Below are 17,573 nucleotides of genomic sequence, written 5' to 3' on the forward strand. Positions count from 1 at the left end.
AAAGGAGCCGGCCGTGCTCTGTGCGTTGCCCGTCCACTTCGTTCGTGCCGACTCGATCCTGCCGAACGAATGCCACTATCCGGAACATGCTGCAAACTTGGCGGAAACACTTCGGCGCGAACAACTCTGGCGCATCCCGATTGTGCTGGAATGCAACAGCATGGCGGTCATGGATGGTCATCATCGATTGCAAGCCGCATTGCAACTCAAGCTGGCTCATGTGCCATGCCTGTTGCTTGACTACGACGACGTGGAGGTGAGCGCCACGCGGGAGGGCTACCTCGTTACGCCGCAAGAGATCGTGCGCCGCGCCAGGGCACAGGATCTCTACCCGCCGAAAACCACCCGCCATCGGTTTCCATCGGCTCTGCCGACCTGCAATGTTTCGGTATGGTTGCTTACAGAACGTCCAACCGCGGCTGATGGCGTGCCGGATCGCAGGACCGGCAGACAGGACGAACATGCCCGGAAAGTCCCCTCTCCGGAAACTGTGCTTCGTGCTCCGAGCGATGGCCGCACAACTGGCGCCACGGCTTCTCGATCTCCAGCTTGATGTGGCTGATCAGGGCTTCGGAGCTCGACAGGTCCGTCGCATTGGCTGCCTCGGCCTTGGCGCCTCATTGCCCGGGCTTGGGCAATTGTCGCGGTAAATTGCGTCTTTGCCGCAACCGTCTCCGCTTGCCAGCGTGCAGGGCGCTCGCCGAGGATCATCGCATATGCGGCGGCCAACCCCTGGCGAGAATGATCGAAGGAGATTACGACGATGATAAGATCAGCCAAACGCACGCACCGCATCGGCGTTTCGCGCTCAAGCTGCTGCCCCCGAACGGTCGTTCACAACGTTACTGTCCCATGGCGACTCAAAAATCGATGCTCGCCGAGATTCGGTAAGTGCGTGGTGTACCGGGGGTGAGGAAACCACGTCCTGTCGTTGCCCAGTAGTCTAAGCCGAAGACGTTTTCCACCGCCGCACGCAACGTCAGCAACCTGCCGTCGATTTTAGTGACGTAGCGTGCCCCGATATCAGCCCGGGTCCAGTCCGGTATCTGCTGCGTGTTCGCCTGATCGTAAAATTGTCGCGAGGTATAAATGACCCTTCCGGTCAGGGTCGCTACTCCCGAGGTCCGCCAGAAGGGCAGATCGTATTCGCCATACAGGTTGAATTGAACATCTGGAACGCCAACCGCGGTCCTGCCGTCGAATTGGCCGCCAACCGTCTTGGTCTGCACGCCGTCGATGAGGGCCACGCCACCGAGCAGACGCACTCCAGGAGCGACTTCACCGAAGGTGTTGAACTCCAATCCGCGATTACGTTGCTCGCCATCGACCGAGAAGATGTTGGTTGCCGGATTCGTAAACCCGTTGGGCTGTGTAATCTCAAACGCGGCTACACTCACACCCACAGTCCCGAAGTCATACTTGGCGCCGACTTCGATCTGCTTGGCCACAATCGCAGGAAAGACTTGGCCGACATTGGCGGTCCCGACTGGCGCTATTCCACCCGACGTTAGGCCTTCGATGTAGTTGCCGTAAAGCGACAGGTTGTTGATTGGCTTTACTACGAGAGCCACGGCAGGAGTGATCGCCTCGTTCTGCGGGCGTGAGGTCACGGCACCGGTCCTATTGAAGTTGGCGACATCGATTCCCTGCCAGCGCCCGCCCACGGTGAGGAGCACGCGATCATCGAGAACCGACATTGTATCTGCGATCGCGACGCTTTGATTGATCCGCCGCGAAGCAAGTGGCGCATCGTGTGACAGGCCCGTCGCGCTACGCGGAGCCACATAAACCGGGTTATAGAGGTTCGACGTAATCAATGATCCGACATTGGTAGCGGCAGTTCCGTTGTCTTGCCACAGACCGGTGGCCGACATCACGGTTGAATGTTTCACCACTCCGGTGGCGAAACGGCCGCGCAGCCCAACCTCTCCGGTTTCGCGATCGGCATCTTGTACGGTGAGGGCCGGTTGTGACGTGAACCTGCCCAGTGCGTTCGTGAGTCTCAGAGTTCCACCGAAGAAAGTCTCGTCAGATTTGCTGCGACCGTAAGCTCCGTACAGCGTCCAGAAATCATTGAGGTCATATTCGGCGCGAAGCGCCGCGTATTGATGGTTCGATTGATAGTATTCCCAGGGCTGCTGCTGGTTGATCCAGAGTGAAGGTGAATCCGGGATAGGAAAGCCCGGGTTCACTTGCCGCACGCGTGTTGGCGCCTTCAGGTTCTGCTTCTGAAAACCGACATCCACCGTAGCCCGGAACCGTTCGCCACGATAGTCGAGAGCCGCCGCGCCGACGCCGAATCCATCCGTCTGGAAGGCAATCGGCGTCTGGCCATCGCGATAGGCACCATTGAGGCGAACGCCCCATTCTTTGTTCTCGCCAAAGCGCCGACCGAAATCGACGGCCGTCCCGACATTTCCGTTTGACACGAAGCCCGTCGTCAATCGCGTGATCGGATCGTCGGTGGCACGCTTCGGAATGAGGTTGACTGTCCCGCCGACATTTCCGAACGGCGAAATCCCATACAGCAAGGCGCTTGCCCCCTTTAAGATCTCCACACGCTCGATAGGCTCTAGCGCAGGGCGGCGCGTATCGGTGATGCCGAAAAGGCCGTCAAACGCGAAGTCGCTCGCAAATACCGGGAAGCCGCGGATCAAAAACCCATCGATTCCGCTATAACGTGGTGAGTTCGTACGCACCGAGGGATCGTTGTCGGCGACATCGCTGATGGTGTTGGCCTGCTGGTCGCGGATTAGCTTGCTAGTGTAGCCCGTCGTGTTGAACGGCGTATCGAAGACATTGCGATTGCCTAACATGCCGACACGCGTGGTGGTCCCGACTTGACCGCCGGCATAGGGAGCCGGCGGCTGACCGATCGTGCCGGTCGAAGGCATGAGGTACGGTACAGCCGGCGCCCTCACCGGAGTCGCAACGCGCGAAACAGCAGTCGATCTCACCGGAGCGGTAGCGCGCCGAGCAACAGTGCGCGGTTTCTTGTTTGCGGCCTTGGGTGCGGTGACCGTCACGGCTGGTAAGGAAGTGGCTTCCTGCGCGTACGCGTCCTCTGCTAATTCATAGGACAACGGGAGATAACTCACTGCGCCACAACAAACGGCCCAGTAGAATTTTTTCGTCCAAGGATTCATCGTCGCCCCCATGTCCTCACCCAAGAAAGTATGCTCTACTCAATTATTCTGTGTGCGGCTACCTTTCATCTTAGAATTATTGTAAATAGCTCTTGCAGCTGTGGAAATGCACTCTGTCGCGCACGCCGAATGACATCGAAAGCCCTCACAAGGGCTGACATTCGAGCCTTGCTTGGTGCTGACGTTTTTAGCTTTCTTTAGCCTCTCGTCGAAGCTGCCTCATTGATTCTAATTTTGCTCGAGCGCTTTTTGAGCCACATCGTTACGCCGCTAACAAATAAGGCGAAAGGCGCGAAACCAGCTGTGAACACGAGCAGGCGACCAAAGAGCCCGAATGTCGAGCCGTTATGAATCCAGAGCTGTTCTGTCATGTAGCGATCACCCATCGACATGGCATCCGAGGCCCGATCCTGCACTATCGCCCCGCTCCACGGGTCGATCCAGATCGCGCCGCGTGAACGTAAAGCGGGATCAGCGTCATCTGGGCGGAATCGTATGCGCCATGCGTTGCTAGTCTCGGTCGGCGGATTCAGCACCGTGATCGACAAGGTCGGCTTGGTTGCCTGTGCGATCCGCATGATCTCATCAGGCGGGAGTTGCGGCGTTCCCTTTGGCGACGAAGTCTCAATGCGAGGCGAGCGATCAGGTGTCGCCTTTGACAGGAGACCAACGACGGGGCGGACCACCCCGGGGAAAACGACACCGATTCCCGTGATAGAGATCGCCAGGAGCACGATCAATGCCCAAAAACCCGCCGTGTTATGAACATCGACAAAAAATCGAAGAGGCGAAACACCTCGGCGTATCGATACCGATCGCCAGAACCTCCCCTGCTTGGGCCACCATGAATATAGGCCCGATAGCGCCAATCCAAGCAGCACGAACCCGACCACGCCCACCACCTGTTTGCCCCCCCATTCGTAGAGCAGCAATGTGTAGTGCAGGCGATAGATCATGAACACGGGCGCGTTCGTGTAGTCACGCTGACCAAGCACCCTCCCGTTCGAAGGATCGATCATGGTGGTCCAAAGATTTTTGAAGCTATCTTTCGGACCTTCGTGGGTATGCATCACAACCCATACGGGCCAAACCTTATCGGGAACTACGATCGCGAAAATCGGCGCGGGGTCAGCCTCTGCCGCGATCCGCACCACCTCGGTCAGGTTGATCGATTTCTCTGGACCAGCGGGGACAAAAAACGCTGGATTCAGTGCGGCGTCGATTTCCCGGTAAAAGACATTGAAGCTTCCTGTGAGCCCCATCAGCACCACAACAATGCCGCACACTAGCCCAAGCCATCGATGAGCCCACAAGAAGCCCCGTCGCACACTAACCGACGAATAATTTTTGAATACCGTCCGCACAGATAAGACGTTGGTCATTTCTTGAAGGCGCTGGTCGATGTCCGGACCTCACCGGCACACCAACTGTTCGTTCTGATGACCGATCCTTCACAAGTATGCATGAAGCGTCTCACTAGGCTGTAAGTGCAGGCGACTACAGATCCACACTCATCGAAAAGAGATATGTTCGCGGCGCTCCCAGGAAAAACGTTCCGAACGAGGCCACGCTGGACCAGTAATTTGCGCCGGTCACGTTCTGAACGTTCGCGCGGAAAATTGTCCTTCTGCCGTAGATTGCCGTCGTGTACCGAACGCCAAGATCGAGGCGCGTCCAATCCGGGATCGGCTGCCGGTTCGCTGTATCGATGAACTGCCTGCCGGTATAGATGATTGCTCCATTCAAGGTGAGTCCTCTCATCCATGGCAAGTCCCACTCGCCCCCAATATTGGCCTGTATGTTCGGAACGCCGATTGGCGTATTGCCCACATTTGCCGCGACCGCACTCTTCGTCAGGGTGCCATCTAGCAGCGACACGCCTCCGAGTACACGCACATCGGGCATCAGTTCGCCGTAGACATTGAACTCGAGCCCGCGAACCTGCTGTTCGCCAGTCTGCGCTAAGCGCCCAGCGGACAGCTCACCGCTCGGCTTCGATATCTGAAAGGCGCTGAAAGTGGTGGCGATTCTGCCAAAGTCAACCTTGACACCAGCCTCGACCTGCTTGGTGATATAGGGCGCGAGTACTTCGCCGAAATTGGTTGCATTCTCCGGTGCTATATCACCTCGGCTCAGACCTTCGACGTAATTCGCGTACAGAGAGACGTTGTCCCGGGGACGGACAACGAGGCCGACCACGGGAGTCACTGCGCTCTTATCGTAGGAGTTCACCGGAGTTCCGACATTAGAAAGATAGTTGTTCGCCTCGACACCTTGACGCCGGACGCCCAATGTCAACAGTACATGCTCATCAAGCATCGACAAGGTATCAGCGATCGAGAGTCCCGTGAGTTGACTGTCCGAGAGCCGAGGACGCCCGGGGATATCGTTTGCGAACTGAGTGGGCGTCACCGTCGGATTATAGATGTTCGACGCGAGCAGACTGCCATTGGTGAGCCGCCGGTACAGCGCGTCATGATAAACCGACGCCTGGAAAACGACAGCATGGTGAACGACTCCGGTATCAAAACGGGCGCGGAAGCCGCCATCATATGTGTACCGTTCGATGTTAAGCCCGAAGAACTGGGGCGCCGCGGTCGTGTCGCCTTGCTGATTGAGAATGGTGTGTAGAGGTGCATTCGCGAAGAAACGATTGACCGTCGACCGCGACCCACCAACGTCAGCGAACACCGTAATCTGATCATTTACATCGTATTCGTTCCGCCATAGGACAGATTGATCGGTAATGCGCGACCATTCCCAAGGTTGGATCACATTCAACCGACCGTCTGGTGCCGTTGGTACCGGCAAGCCAGCAGCCATACGGAAGGGGCGGGACGGAGCGGTAAATCGATCATTTTGCGCGAGGAGGTAGAGCCAAGTCCTGTACCGCTCGCCCTGATAGTCTAAGGCGAGTGACCCAACCGCCGTCGTTTCAGACTGGTGGTCAATGGGTGTATCGCCGCCACGCATGCTGCCGTTGGCCCGCACGCCCCATTCCCGGTTACCGCCGTAGCGCCTCGCGACGTCCAAGTAACCGCCGAACCTCGCGACCGAACCGTAACTCATAGTGAGACGAGTCAAGTCGTCTCCCGCGCGCTTAGGCACGATATTGATGACGCCGCCGACACCACCGTTGGGTGCGATGCCAGAGAGCGCAGCCGAAGGCCCCTTGAGCACCTCGATACGCTCGGCGTAATCCGTAAAGATGCGGTAGCTCGGCGCTATACCGTAAAGCCCTCCAAAGGCGAACTCACCATTGTTGCCTTCGTTGGCTGGGAGGCCACGAACATTGAATGAACTGACTGTACCGCCTGCTGGGGCGGTACTCCGCACGGAAGGATCAAGGATCAATGCGTCTGCACCCGTTGCCGCCTGTTGGTCTCGGATGAACTTGTCCGTGTAGCTTGTGATGTTGAATGGAGAATTCATCACACTGCGATTGCCGAGAATACCGAGCTGGCCTCCTGTTGCGACCTGCCCACCCGCATAAGCTGGCATCGGCGTCATCGTCGAATTGGGATTCTCACCCTGCACATCGATGGTATCGAGCGCGATTGCGCCGGCCGGCACCGCGCCGCCCGTGGTTTGCGCGCCGGGCGTCCCGATCACGACAGTGGAAGCTCCAGTGAACCGATAGGAAAGGCCGGTTCCGGCCAACAGGCGTGTCAGGGCAGCGGCGGGTGTCAGGGTGCCTGTCGCGCCGGGCGACGTCAGACTTCTCACCGCCGCAGCATCGACGGAGACTTGCAGACCAGTCTGCTGACCGAACACCATGAGGGCACCTGGAAGGGGCTGCGGCCGGATTGCGAATGCCCGTTCCTGAGTTGCGTAACCGGATTGCGCTGCCTGCGCTTGCGGAGCAATTAATGTCACGACGTTTATCGATCCAAGTGCGGTACTCATCAGCAGCGCCGCGAAAGCCTTACTTCCGAGTCCACCCGCCTTCCGCGCCTTCATTTCCGCTTGCATCCCCTAACCCTTCATTCCTCAGTACAAGGGGCTGCGCGGCTGCGCAGAAATAAACCCTCGCTGAAGGAACGAAGCCGAGCCGGATTTTTTTAGCGAAAAGCGACGGATTGCAGATTAGAAGTGTTGTAAAATGACAATCGCCGTCATGAACTCGAGACGATAATCAGCCAGGGGCTGACCTGACGTGCGCGTGCCCCAAGCGCCTGCGCGACGGCATGAACGGCATCGATGGGCTTGTTGAGATCATAGACGCCCGTCACGCGTTTCTCGCCAAGGTCACCGCTTGCGATGATGATCTTGCCACGGTAGTGCCGTCCGATTTCGTCAATGACATCGGTGATGGCCTCGTCCTTGACCGCGAGCATCCCTGAACGCCAACCGCCGGCCAACTCGGGCGCATCGTTGCCGCGTCGGACTGTCCCGCTCCATGCGACCCGGACCCAATCGCCAGCAACCAGCGGCGTTACGAGAGCCTGGCTGGCGATCGGCGATGTCACGGCTACGCTGCCCTCGTTGACGGCGACCGATACGCCGTCGGGCCTCCGCCGAACATCGAACGCGGTTCCAAGGTCTACCGTATCGACGGAGCCCGCCTCGACATGGAAAGGCCGCACGCTGTCCTTCTGAACCTCGAAATAAGCCTGACCGGACAGGAGGCGCACGCGGCGGCGGCTCGCATCATAGGCGACCTCGATCGCGCTGTCGGCGCCGAGGAAGGCGATGCTGCCATCCTCCAGCCGGATTTCCCGAGTCTCCGCAACGCCCGTGCTATAATCGGCGCGTAGCCATACATCGATCGCCGGCTGAAGGATGACGACTGCACAGGCTGCGGCGAGGCCCGCGGCTGCCATGACGAGATGGCGGGGTCGGAGGCGCGATGCCGGTCGCGCCGTGGCGGTCGATAGCCGAGAGGGCCGGGTTGACGCTAGTGGGGTCGCCTGCATTGGCGCTTTGACTGAGGCTCGCGCCTCGCCGAGCACATCCCAGAGATGCTGTGCCTCCTCCCACGCTCGGGCGTTCTCCGGATCGCTCGCACGCCAAAGCTCAAGATTTGCCCGAAGGCTCGGATCGTCAGGGTATTCCTGAAGGGCGATCAGCCAATGAAGCGCTTGTTGACTTGGGCTGTTATGGTCGTCGTCCGGTTTAATCAGCTATCTCCCAAAGAAGTACGGTGCCCGGAGCCGCCTGGAGGACGAATCGTCCGATCAACCGGCTCAATTGTAGAACGAATGAAACCAGCAGATTTTCAGGAAGCGCAGGAAAGCGCGTCACGATTCCCGTGCCAGTCGCTTACGGCAATACTCCAATCCCTCATAGACGAGGGAATGCGCGCGCGCGACCGAGATGCCCAGACGGGCTGCGATGTCCTTGAGCGTCAGACCCTCGAAACGATGCAGCTCCAAGGCGACACGCGTCCTCTCGGGCAATTCCGCCATCGCTTCCATGACGATCAACAACTCGTCGCGCTTGACGATCGCATCTTCCTGCGATGGCCGGTCTTCAGCGATCGTCTCACAGGCCACAGACCCTGCGAGAAGTTTGCCTTCAGACGCGAGCCGTCGCACCCAGTCGATCGCAAGATTGCGGACGATCCGCCGGAGATAACCGAGAGGTTCATCCAGCGGCCGGTCGGCCGAAGATGATCTGAGACGAAAAAAAGCTTCTTGAACGACATCCTCGCCGCGCCCGCGATCTCCGACGATCGCCGTCGCGTAATCGACCAGCTCGCCGCGGTGGCTGAGATAAAGGCCCAGATGTTTATCGGCATATCCCAACGCGTGCGACCTTCCGAACGGGCGTTCTCAACGCTACATTTTAGAGTTAGTCTAAATTCTACAAGGGCTTGGTATCCCTTAATATGCTTATTTTCTTATTTGAAACGAGGGCTGACGGCAACGCAAACAGTCTCTAAAGGATGATACCATGCGCCCCCATTGGCCCGCCTGACACACACTTTTCTTTCGCTGTCCTTATCGCAAATCAAATCCGGATATATTGATGGTTGTGTGTACCGAAAACCTTATCCGAGTTGATGACGTGACGGAATCGCCTAAGCTGGCGAAATGATCGGGCTACTCTGTTTCGCTTTGGCCGTCCTGGCCTCGCCTGTCCGTCGTCAGACCATGTTGAGACTGATCGGGCATTTCGCGAAGAGGCTCTGGCTCATCTGGGGTTAGAGTTTAGGCGGCCTGCAGCCGATGCTGCAAGCGGCGGTTTGCGGTAGTAGCAAGCTTGATACGTTTGCGTTCGGCGAGGATCGTCTCAGATCTGCCGAAGTAAATGTCGGCCGGAGTGAGATTGTTGATGCTCTCGTGATAGCGGACATGGTTATAGTGCGCGACGAAGGCGTTGATCTGCCGTTCGAGATCACCGGGCAGGTAATAGTTGAACCGCCCGGGTTTGCCGGAGGCTCCAACTCTTGAGAGGATGGAGCCACCATGAGTAAGACGACCAACAAGTTTCCGCCTGAGGTCCGCAACCGCGCTGTCCGACTGGTCCTTGATCACGAGCACGAGCATCAGTCGCGATGGGCTGCGATTACCTCGGTTGCCGCGAAGATCGGCTGCACAGGCCAGACATTGAACGACTGGGTGAAGAAGTCGGAGGTCGACACCGGCAAGCGTCCTTGTGCCTACCGCAAATCAAATCCGGGCATATTGATGGTGCAGTCCGCCCAGGATCGGTCGACAGAGAATGCGTCCGGCTGTCTCGGCGGCGCGTGATTTCGGCGCGTCCTTGTTCAATGACAAATGGGTGCGTGTGCCGTTGTAATAGCTCATGTACGAGAGCGGCACGTGACGCAGATGGCGTTCGCCAAACACCACGATATGATCAAGGCATTCCCTGCGGATCGATCCGATCAGCCGTTCAGCATACGCATTTTGCCACGGTGAGCGTGGAGATGTCGGGCGGTCGCGAATACCGATGGACCGAACCCGACGCAGGAATATTTCGCCATATGCGCCATCGCGGTCCCGGATCAGGTAACGAGGGGCCTGCTCCCAGCCACACGTCTCCGTCAGTTGGTAGGCGATCCATTCGGCCGTCGGATGCGCGGTCGCCCCAACCCACAGGATCTGCCGACGGCCATGGCCCATAATCAGAAGGCCGTAGAGCAGACGAAGGAGATTGTCGGCACCACGAAAAGGTCCATCGCGGCGATCCCGTCAGCATGGTTACCAAGGAACGTCTTCCATCCTTGTGACGGAAGAGCCCTCCTCCGTGCCAAATACTTGGCCACGCTGGTCTGGCCGATCTCGATGCCAAGCTTGAGAAGCTCACCGTGGATTCTCAGCGCTCCCCACAACGGATTGGCGAGGCTCATCTCGCGGATCAGCCGGCGAATTTCCAACGGCACCATCGGTCGGCCGGAGCTGGCGGCTCGACTTCCAGCGCCAATACGATCTGAAACCGGTACGATGCCAACGGATCACAGTGTCCGGTCGGACAATCGCCAGGGCACCATAGATCTTGGGAAACAATCGGCAGACACCTCCCAAGATCAGTCTGTCGATCGAGATGAAGATAGGTCTCCTGGGACGGGTTCGCCGCAGCACATTGATTTGTTGCCGCAAGACCAGAATTTCTGCCTCGAGCACAACGCGCGACCGCAGCAGGTCGATCACCATTCCAAAGATCAGTCTGCACAAATCCAACATCGAGCAGCAGCATCGCCCGACTCTCGATCAACTGCCAGCAGGATTGGATTTACGGTAGGGACAGCACTAGGCCCACCCCTCAAGACGCCACCCACGAGCCACAAAAAGTGGGACGAATGGCAAGGGAATAAACAGCCGGTCCTCGGGGTTTGGAATTCGGAAGTAACTTTGGGGCCGGAGGATCACGTTGTCGCTGCGACTCAGATCGATAATGGCTCGGTTGGGTTGCTCGCGGCGACCCAGATACCGCACCTCGAAAGCCTCGAAGCGAAGCGGGTTAGCTGGAACAAACACACCATCTCCGTTGACGCGTGCTTTGCGGACGAAGTCGCGCGCTTGCTTCAACGCTGGAGTCGATTCGGCCAGCTTGTTCGCTTCTCCCGGAGAGATCACCGCGTCGAGAAGCGATCTGGCCTTGCGGAACGGATCGACGTTCGGCCAGATGAAGTACGGTAGGGCCGCGCCTCTCTCGAGCATTCGCGCATTGTAGGTCAAAGGTCTCGGGCCCGGATCGGTGGGCGCAGGCTGGTTTCGGTTGATGAACGCAAGGAAGCGGCCAAAAGAATCGAAGACCTCAAACTCGAATGACACGAAGTAGGCGAATGTATTCGTGTCTTGCCCAAGGGCCGCCATGTCCGACTGTACTAACGCGGTTAGCGCCTGTTCGGCGTTGCCAGCGTGGAGACGATGGTTCACGCCCGCTCCAGGACCAATCCGGCCGCGCAAGTGCGTGACGAGGGGCTCCTCAAGTTCGAAAGGCCCGAACTGGGGTTGAAACGGATCGGTCAGGTAGGCCTCCCACTGAGGCGAGCCCAGGTCAATCTGACCGCCCGATCCAGGAACTTCAAACGCCTTTTCGGGTGAGTCGATCCCCAGGAAGCGCACCGAGCCGCTCCCTTGAACGTGAACTCCAATTGTGTCGCCATCCGGGATGGACTGGGGGACCGATTGCGGTTGGCCATTCGCGGCCTGCCGCACCCGCATGACCGATCTCGGTCGGCCTTGGTCTGCGAAGAACGCCTCGGGCATGGCTAGCCTCCCTGCGATTTGCCAATCAATCCCTGCGCAGCACGCCGCCCACCTGAGCGGAAGGCGGTGTTTAAGCGCTGCCTACCGTCGCTCTGATGCCCTCCTTGGCCGTTGCGGGCTTTCCCGGTGCAGGGCATTTCCCTGAGGCGAGAATGTTGTCCACTGTCATGAGGGCGAGCGCCGAAAGCGTGAGCACCGGATTGGTCGCCGATCCTGTTGGGAAGGTGCTGGCGCCGACCACGTACATGCCAGGATGCGCGTGGCACTCCCCGAACTTGTTCACGACCGAAGTGGCGGCATCAGGCCCCATGCGGCAGGTCCCCATCGGGTGCCCAGCCGTATTCCACTTGGCTGGATTGAACGGCTTCGGGCCTTCCTCCGGCCTCTCCGCGTGCGGCTCTGCCCCCATCGCATGGAAGATTTCCAGCGCGACGCGATGGCCGTGCTGCAATGCATCCTGCGTGTACTTGTGGACCTCGAAGCGGATCAAGGGACGGGGTATGCCGAGATCATCCTCCTGTTCGGACAGCGTCACGCAATTGCTCGCGTGCGGCAGCTGCTCCGTCGAGAACCCAATCCTCACGAGGCGGATGAGCCTCTCCACCGCGGCCTTCCGCAGATCTGCGCCAATCTTAAACTCGTTGGGTTTGGTCGGATTGAGCATCCCCTCGAGGATGGACGTCGGGTTTCCCTCTCGCCCCCAGCCGTCATTTCCGAGCGTCAGCCTGAACGAGGCGAATTTGCTGCGATACCTGCCGTCCCTGAGTGAATCGATGCCACATAGTGTTTGAGGCCCACGGAACGGAAAGATCGGCTCCGGCGCCAAGGCGAGAGCCTCGCCTTGCACGTGATCCATTAGATACTTGCCAACCTGCGGACCTCCCAGGCGCGACATCAGCAGGATCTTCGGCGTCTCTATGGGATTCGCGGCAAGAATGACGCGGTCTCCCGAGACCGTTTCCGAACTCTCCTTCGGCCTCTCGCTCCGCCAGTTCTTGTAAGTCACTTCCCATCGGCCGTCGTCGCCGCGTTGAGCCACCCCGACCACAACCGCAGCCGTCCTGATCTCGGCACCTTTCAGAACGGCTTGCCGAAGGTGGATGGTGGCATCGTATTTCGCATGCGTCGGGCAGAGCGGAATGCAGTTGTGATTGCCTTCACAAGCAGGCCGGCCCTGATAGGGGCGAGTGTTCCGCGCCTGCGCCATGGTGAACACTCGCACAGGCAGGCTCTCTCCATCGAGATCCACGCTCAGTTCACCCATCCTTGAGACAAGGATCTTGTCCGAGTAGCTCTTCGGCTGCCCGGGCATCGGGTAAGGCACGCCGTCGCGGGGGGTGAGTTGCTCCCATTCCTCGGCATTGCCGGCAACGCCCAACTCCTCCTCCGCCCTCAGGTACCAGGGCATCAGCTCTTCGTAACTGACAGGCCAATCGGCAACATTCGCGCCGTCGGGATAACTGCCGTCCGGGAAGTAGATCGAGGCCAATCTCAGGTCATTCGGCATCATGCGTGGGGTGTTGCCCCGCCATGCCCACGTGCTTCCCCCAAGCAGACGCTGGTAGTAGGCCTTGAACGTGCGCAACGAGGTCGCATCATCGTTCGGATTGGCCGGATCCACCGCGGGCTGATCGAAATACTTCGTGTCATTGGTGCTGGGACTTGGGTAAAATTTGCGACCAACATCGTCGAGATAGGGCGTATTCCAGGACTTCGGTATCTTGGGATCCCACACCCGGCGGTATTGCTCGCGTTGCGCGCTGCCTATGCCGTTCGATCCGGCCTCAAGGATCAGAACCTTCTTGCCGGCTGCCGCAAGGCGATCCGCGCAGATCGCGCCTGCAACGCCTGAACCCACGATAACGACATCATACTCAGACATGGCATGTTCCCTCGTTTGGGAGTGGCGACTGAGTGGCGGGGATGATCGGTCTCACTTGAAGAAGCTGACAGGCTGTTCGCTCCAGTAGCCGTGCGGCAGGTTCGAATACCCCGAGACAGGCGCTCCGATGAGCGGAAAGATGACCGCTAGCTGGTACTGTCCAAGGCCTCCGCCGAGTTGCGATCGGCTCGTCCCCTTTTCCTTGTCCAGGCTAGCTTGTGGATCATCAATAGTGGAGAGGAACCAGATCTTGGCGATCTGCCTGGCCGCCAGCCGGAGGGCAAGCGCAGCGTCCCCGGTCTTGCCGAGTTCGGCAGCAAGCTTGCTTGCCGCATCGGGCTGACTGGGATCAAGGCGCACCCACAGTTGCAGGAGGCGAACGAGCTCCGTCGGATAGGCGGCGCGCACACGATCGTAGAAAATTTCATAGAGCGGCTGCTTCTCGCCCGTCGGCAGTGTCTGCTCGATCCGGGCCGGGAGATCATTCTCCAACACCCCTGTGATCGCGACCGAGATTGACAGAAATGCTCGCAGGCTCGCCTCGCGACCAACGGGCTTGGTGCTCCCGGCCGTTTCGCCGATCCTTGTGGGGATTTCCACGTCGGGCGCAGGAGCTTCGTTCCAATATGTCGTTCCCGACGGGCGAGCTTGTGCGGTGCCGAGCGGCTGATCGTCTGCCATATGGGTTCCCCTTAGGGTCAACGCCAAAACAAACGCTCCAATGTCGGACGCAAGACGGCCCGACATCATGTCCTATCAACTATCCAGCCGCGAATGATTTGGCCGGCAGTAGCAGCGACTTAACAGTGCTCTGTATGTTATCACCTTTGCACAGATCTGAACACCCTCTTTTCGATTGACTAACCCGTTCTGGGCTTCCACTGAACCGTGAGCAACTAAAATCAGAGATAGGGATTAGGATTGCCTCACAGGTCGCGGCAAGACCAGGTTGCTTGCTCCTCGCGTCCGGGCTTGATCGTGATCGTTTCCGAAGGGGCAAACTCGCGCCTTCTGCGGCGTGAGGATTTGTCCCGCGAAAGGGAGACAACGAACATGGCCATTTCTCATCCTATCGACGATACGTCACACCTACGACCGGGAGCGGTCGCCGCAGACGGACCGGTAATCCGGCACATCGGTTTCTCCGACCTTCGTGATGCGTTGCGGCTGGGCTGGGAAGACTTCAAGGCAGTTGTGCCTACCGCATATCAAATCCGGACATATTGATGGTGCAGTCCGCCCAGGGTTGGACGACAAAGATTGTGCCCGTCGCGATCGACGGCGCACGAGATCGGTGAATCTTCTCCAGGGATAGATGCGTGCGGGCCCCGTTGTAATATTTCATGTACGACAGCAGTAGGTGACGGAGGTGGCGCTCGCTGAACACAACAACGTGGTCAAGGCATTCCCTGCGGATCGAACCGATCAGCCTTTCAGCATATCCGTTTTGCCAAGGGGAGCACGGCGACGTCGGTCGAACGCGAATGCCCATTGATCGAAGCCTTCGGATGAAGACCTCACCATACGTCCCGTCCCGGTCACGAATGAGATAGCGAGGAGCTTGTTCCCAGCTGCAGGCTTCCGTGATCTGATTTGCGATCCATTCTGCAGTCGGATGCGCTATGACGCCAAACCATAAAATCTGCCGTCGACCCATGCCCCACAATCAACAAGCCGTAGAGCAGACGAAATGAGATTGTCGGCACCACGAACAGATCCATCGCGGCGATGCCGTCTGCATGATTGCGAAGGAACGTCCTCCAGCCTTGGGATTACAGACCTCTTGCATAAGGCAAGAGCATCGCCCGATTCGATATCAGTTGCCAGCAAGATTGAGTTTCTGACAAGGACAAGTATCGCTGATGCTCCGATCTTTATTCCCCGACGACAGAATCGATGATTACTGCCGTCCCGTTCGCCACCCACTCAGGTTCAGTCCCAATAATGCCGCACCATTCAGCCCGCAGTTCTGCTGCGATGTAGATGGCAGACATGAAGGTATGTGCACATCGTCGTAACGGGTATGGACTCGTCGTCAGTCCTTGAGTCTGCCGAACGTGTTTTCGATTTTATTCCGTTAGCGATAGAGCAGCGCCAGTATCGCGCAATCAGGATGATTTCCGCGATAGCCTACCTGACTATTCCTGGGCGGGCCTCAGATTGCCAGGCAGATATCTTTGCGAGTGCCTCGCGCAAATTCTCCTCGAATGCTCTCCGATCGTACAGGTCGTTGTGACCGGCCTCGATGGTGCGATCGAACACCAGGCTCGGTATAGCATCCCGCAACGGCGCGCTGCGCCGGGCTGGTACAATTGTGTCTCGGGCAGCCACGATCAAAGCCGTCGGCGTCGGCCTATCGCGAACGAAGTCAATAGTTGGCATGCGATGGCGCAACAGAAGGCCGACCGGCGCCCACCAGTAAAGGTCGCTTGCCAAGGCCTCGAGCGAGTCGAAGGGCGTGACCAGGATGAGCCCTGCTAAGGATCGCTGGCGAGCAAGGTAGGCTGCCACCCCCGAACCGATGCTGAACCCGACCGCCACAACCCGCTCGGGGGCGAGGACCTTCTGCACGTGGTCGAAAGCGGTAACCGCGTCTGTCAGCAGCGCCTCTGCACTAGGCCGCCCCGTGCTCGGCCGGTAGCCCCGATAGTGGAAGGCGACCACGCCGCAATCAGGGATGCGCTCGTGCAGGTAGAGGGCCAGGGCATCACCGCTCCAGGCATTCCCGCCAAAGCCCAGCAGCAGCGGTCTACGCTGCCCCGAACTAATCGAGCCCGGAATATGCACGCCGACAAGCCGATCGCCACTAGACGCCTCAATCTCGAGCCGCTGAGCCGAGGCGGGCAGCCGCACGTGCCCGGCCTGCACGAGCGTGGTCGGGAATATGAGCCAGGTTTGGGCGAAGTACATGCCGGTCAGCACGGCCACGTAGAGGGCCATTCCGACAAGGACGAGATGAGCGAACCACATGCGATCAGCTCGAATAGGCGCAGCGTAGGCCGATGCAGATGGCGGGGGCGGGAATTTTCATCAGCTTTTCCCGGGTAATGCGGAACAGGCGCTCGACCAAGATGAGCTTTAGGAGCTCGCCGACGATCAATGTGACGACACTGCTCGCCATCTGAGCGGTGGCAGCCAAATAAGCCGCACCGGTTTGATTGGTTCCAGAATGATCACCGGTATCAAAAACAGCGCCAACGACGGGTAGGGGCGTAACGATCTGATGCAGACGCACAATTGCCTCAGTCATGAAAGCCGCGTCTGCCAAGAAATACATGGCGGCCAGTCCGGCTTCGGTACTGTACAGATCAAAGGCTCCGCGCCTAAGACAATCAATTTCATACCAACTCGTTTGAATTGATGTCCTTTTCGAAAATCGTTCGCAGCAACCGCCATAGCTCGCGATGCCCGGCGCTTTGGCCGCCTTGCTTGAGGTAATCGCAAATATCCATCGTCGTGGTTTGGATCTCCGTCGTCCCGTCATGAACGTCTACATGGGCCACATCGCGTTCGACATATAGACTTTTGGCGTCAGTATCGAAAACGAGCGTGCAGCAATCCGCGTGCGTGACCTCGGGACCTTTTATCTGACGGCATAACTCACGTCTCAGCAGAGCCATGTTCCACTCCTGTCAGAACCGCTGCCCCACAATCAATCATATCAGTCCGTCCGACCGCGCGGCAGCGTCTTCGCTAGTGCTGTGCACAATAGAACTGACCCCAACGCTATGCGCAGCACTTAACAATGCGGTCGTCTAAATCCAATCAGAATCCGCAACCAATGCACTCATGGCCTCGTCTTCTTGGCCTCGCGATGAACTTCGCCCCTCACGTCTACTTTGGTCGAGACGCAGAAAGTGGCGGCGCCGGATGCATTTTGGGGCT

Annotated in this window: 16 protein-coding genes and 3 pseudogenes; 3 read left to right on the plus strand and 16 right to left on the minus strand. The window is 58.5% G+C overall.

Annotated elements, in window-relative coordinates; all coding sequences use genetic code 11:
- Positions 1–13 precede the first annotated feature (13 nt).
- Entirely contained in the window at positions 14–553 is a 540-nt protein-coding gene (locus ACM561_RS12100; protein ID WP_425905349.1) for a ParB N-terminal domain-containing protein, read from the plus strand.
- 307 nt (positions 554–860) lie between these two features.
- Here ACM561_RS12100 and ACM561_RS12105 read toward each other — a convergent pair whose 3' ends face one another.
- The 7 genes and pseudogenes from ACM561_RS12105 to ACM561_RS12135 form a co-directional block, all read right to left on the minus strand.
- Positions 861–3,146 (minus strand): TonB-dependent siderophore receptor, encoded by a 2,286-nt coding sequence (locus ACM561_RS12105; protein ID WP_425905350.1) that lies wholly within the window; start codon positions 3,144–3,146, stop codon positions 861–863.
- A gap of 197 nt (positions 3,147–3,343) precedes the next feature.
- Positions 3,344–4,528 carry a PepSY-associated TM helix domain-containing protein gene (locus ACM561_RS12110; protein ID WP_425905352.1) on the minus strand — a complete coding sequence of 395 codons (1,185 nt, stop codon included), beginning with the start codon at positions 4,526–4,528 and terminating at the stop codon, positions 3,344–3,346.
- 115 nt (positions 4,529–4,643) lie between these two features.
- Positions 4,644–7,118 carry a TonB-dependent siderophore receptor gene (locus ACM561_RS12115; protein ID WP_425905354.1) on the minus strand — a complete coding sequence of 825 codons (2,475 nt, stop codon included), beginning with the start codon at positions 7,116–7,118 and terminating at the stop codon, positions 4,644–4,646.
- 143 nt (positions 7,119–7,261) lie between these two features.
- Entirely contained in the window at positions 7,262–7,969 is a 708-nt protein-coding gene (locus ACM561_RS12120; RefSeq protein WP_425905355.1) for a FecR family protein, read from the minus strand.
- Positions 7,970–8,116: 147 nt separating this feature from the next.
- A pseudogene (locus ACM561_RS12125) lies at positions 8,117–8,269 on the minus strand (FecR/PupR family sigma factor regulator); the annotation flags it as partial.
- Between the two features lie 117 nt (positions 8,270–8,386).
- On the minus strand, positions 8,387–8,893 hold the full coding sequence (locus tag ACM561_RS12130) for a sigma-70 family RNA polymerase sigma factor (protein ID WP_425905357.1): 507 nt from the start codon (positions 8,891–8,893) through the stop codon (positions 8,387–8,389).
- A 405-nt stretch (positions 8,894–9,298) separates the two neighbouring features.
- A pseudogene (locus ACM561_RS12135) lies at positions 9,299–9,505 on the minus strand (integrase core domain-containing protein); the annotation flags it as partial.
- A 51-nt stretch (positions 9,506–9,556) separates the two neighbouring features.
- On the opposite strand from ACM561_RS12135, the pseudogene ACM561_RS12140 reads away from it, so the two are divergent.
- A pseudogene (locus tag ACM561_RS12140) lies at positions 9,557–9,742 on the plus strand (transposase); the annotation flags it as partial.
- Between the two features lie 18 nt (positions 9,743–9,760).
- Here the strand turns inward: ACM561_RS12140 and ACM561_RS12145 are convergent.
- The 5 genes from ACM561_RS12145 to ACM561_RS12165 all read right to left on the minus strand — a co-directional run bounded on the left by ACM561_RS12145 (position 9,761) and on the right by ACM561_RS12165 (position 14,369).
- On the minus strand, positions 9,761–10,216 hold the full coding sequence (locus tag ACM561_RS12145; protein WP_425905359.1) for an integrase core domain-containing protein: 456 nt from the start codon (positions 10,214–10,216) through the stop codon (positions 9,761–9,763).
- Positions 10,217–10,218: 2 nt separating this feature from the next.
- Positions 10,219–10,479, minus strand: a complete 261-nt coding sequence (locus ACM561_RS12150) for a hypothetical protein (RefSeq protein ID WP_425905360.1) — start codon at positions 10,477–10,479, stop codon at positions 10,219–10,221.
- 364 nt (positions 10,480–10,843) lie between these two features.
- A complete protein-coding gene (locus ACM561_RS12155) occupies positions 10,844–11,806 on the minus strand; it encodes a hypothetical protein (protein ID WP_425905362.1) in 963 nt (320 codons plus the stop codon).
- Positions 11,807–11,876: 70 nt separating this feature from the next.
- Complete coding sequence (locus ACM561_RS12160) at positions 11,877–13,688, minus strand: GMC family oxidoreductase (protein ID WP_425905363.1); 1,812 nt, start codon at positions 13,686–13,688, stop codon at positions 11,877–11,879.
- A 51-nt stretch (positions 13,689–13,739) separates the two neighbouring features.
- Positions 13,740–14,369, minus strand: a complete 630-nt coding sequence (locus ACM561_RS12165; RefSeq protein ID WP_425905364.1) for a hypothetical protein — start codon at positions 14,367–14,369, stop codon at positions 13,740–13,742.
- A gap of 372 nt (positions 14,370–14,741) precedes the next feature.
- Here ACM561_RS12165 and ACM561_RS12170 point away from each other — a divergent pair, with 372 nt between their 5' ends.
- A complete protein-coding gene (locus ACM561_RS12170) occupies positions 14,742–14,915 on the plus strand; it encodes a hypothetical protein (RefSeq protein ID WP_425909868.1) in 174 nt (57 codons plus the stop codon).
- On the opposite strand, the gene ACM561_RS12175 is transcribed toward ACM561_RS12170, so the two are convergent.
- The 4 genes from ACM561_RS12175 to ACM561_RS12190 form a co-directional block, all read right to left on the minus strand.
- Complete coding sequence (locus ACM561_RS12175; RefSeq protein ID WP_425905365.1) at positions 14,887–15,345, minus strand: integrase core domain-containing protein; 459 nt, start codon at positions 15,343–15,345, stop codon at positions 14,887–14,889. The two genes, ACM561_RS12170 and ACM561_RS12175, sit on opposite strands and share 29 nt — an antisense overlap.
- A gap of 473 nt (positions 15,346–15,818) precedes the next feature.
- Positions 15,819–16,658: an alpha/beta hydrolase gene (locus ACM561_RS12180; RefSeq protein ID WP_425905367.1), complete on the minus strand. Its 840-nt coding sequence runs from the start codon at positions 16,656–16,658 to the stop codon at positions 15,819–15,821.
- A 4-nt stretch (positions 16,659–16,662) separates the two neighbouring features.
- Complete coding sequence (locus tag ACM561_RS12185) at positions 16,663–16,965, minus strand: hypothetical protein (protein WP_425905369.1); 303 nt, start codon at positions 16,963–16,965, stop codon at positions 16,663–16,665.
- Positions 16,966–17,026: 61 nt separating this feature from the next.
- On the minus strand, positions 17,027–17,308 hold the full coding sequence (locus ACM561_RS12190) for a hypothetical protein (protein WP_425905371.1): 282 nt from the start codon (positions 17,306–17,308) through the stop codon (positions 17,027–17,029).
- Positions 17,309–17,573: the final 265 nt, after the last annotated feature.

Origin of the sequence: Nitrobacter sp. TKz-YC02 (genome assembly GCF_049852135.1) — a bacterium.
Classification (GTDB): domain Bacteria; phylum Pseudomonadota; class Alphaproteobacteria; order Rhizobiales; family Xanthobacteraceae; genus Nitrobacter; species Nitrobacter vulgaris.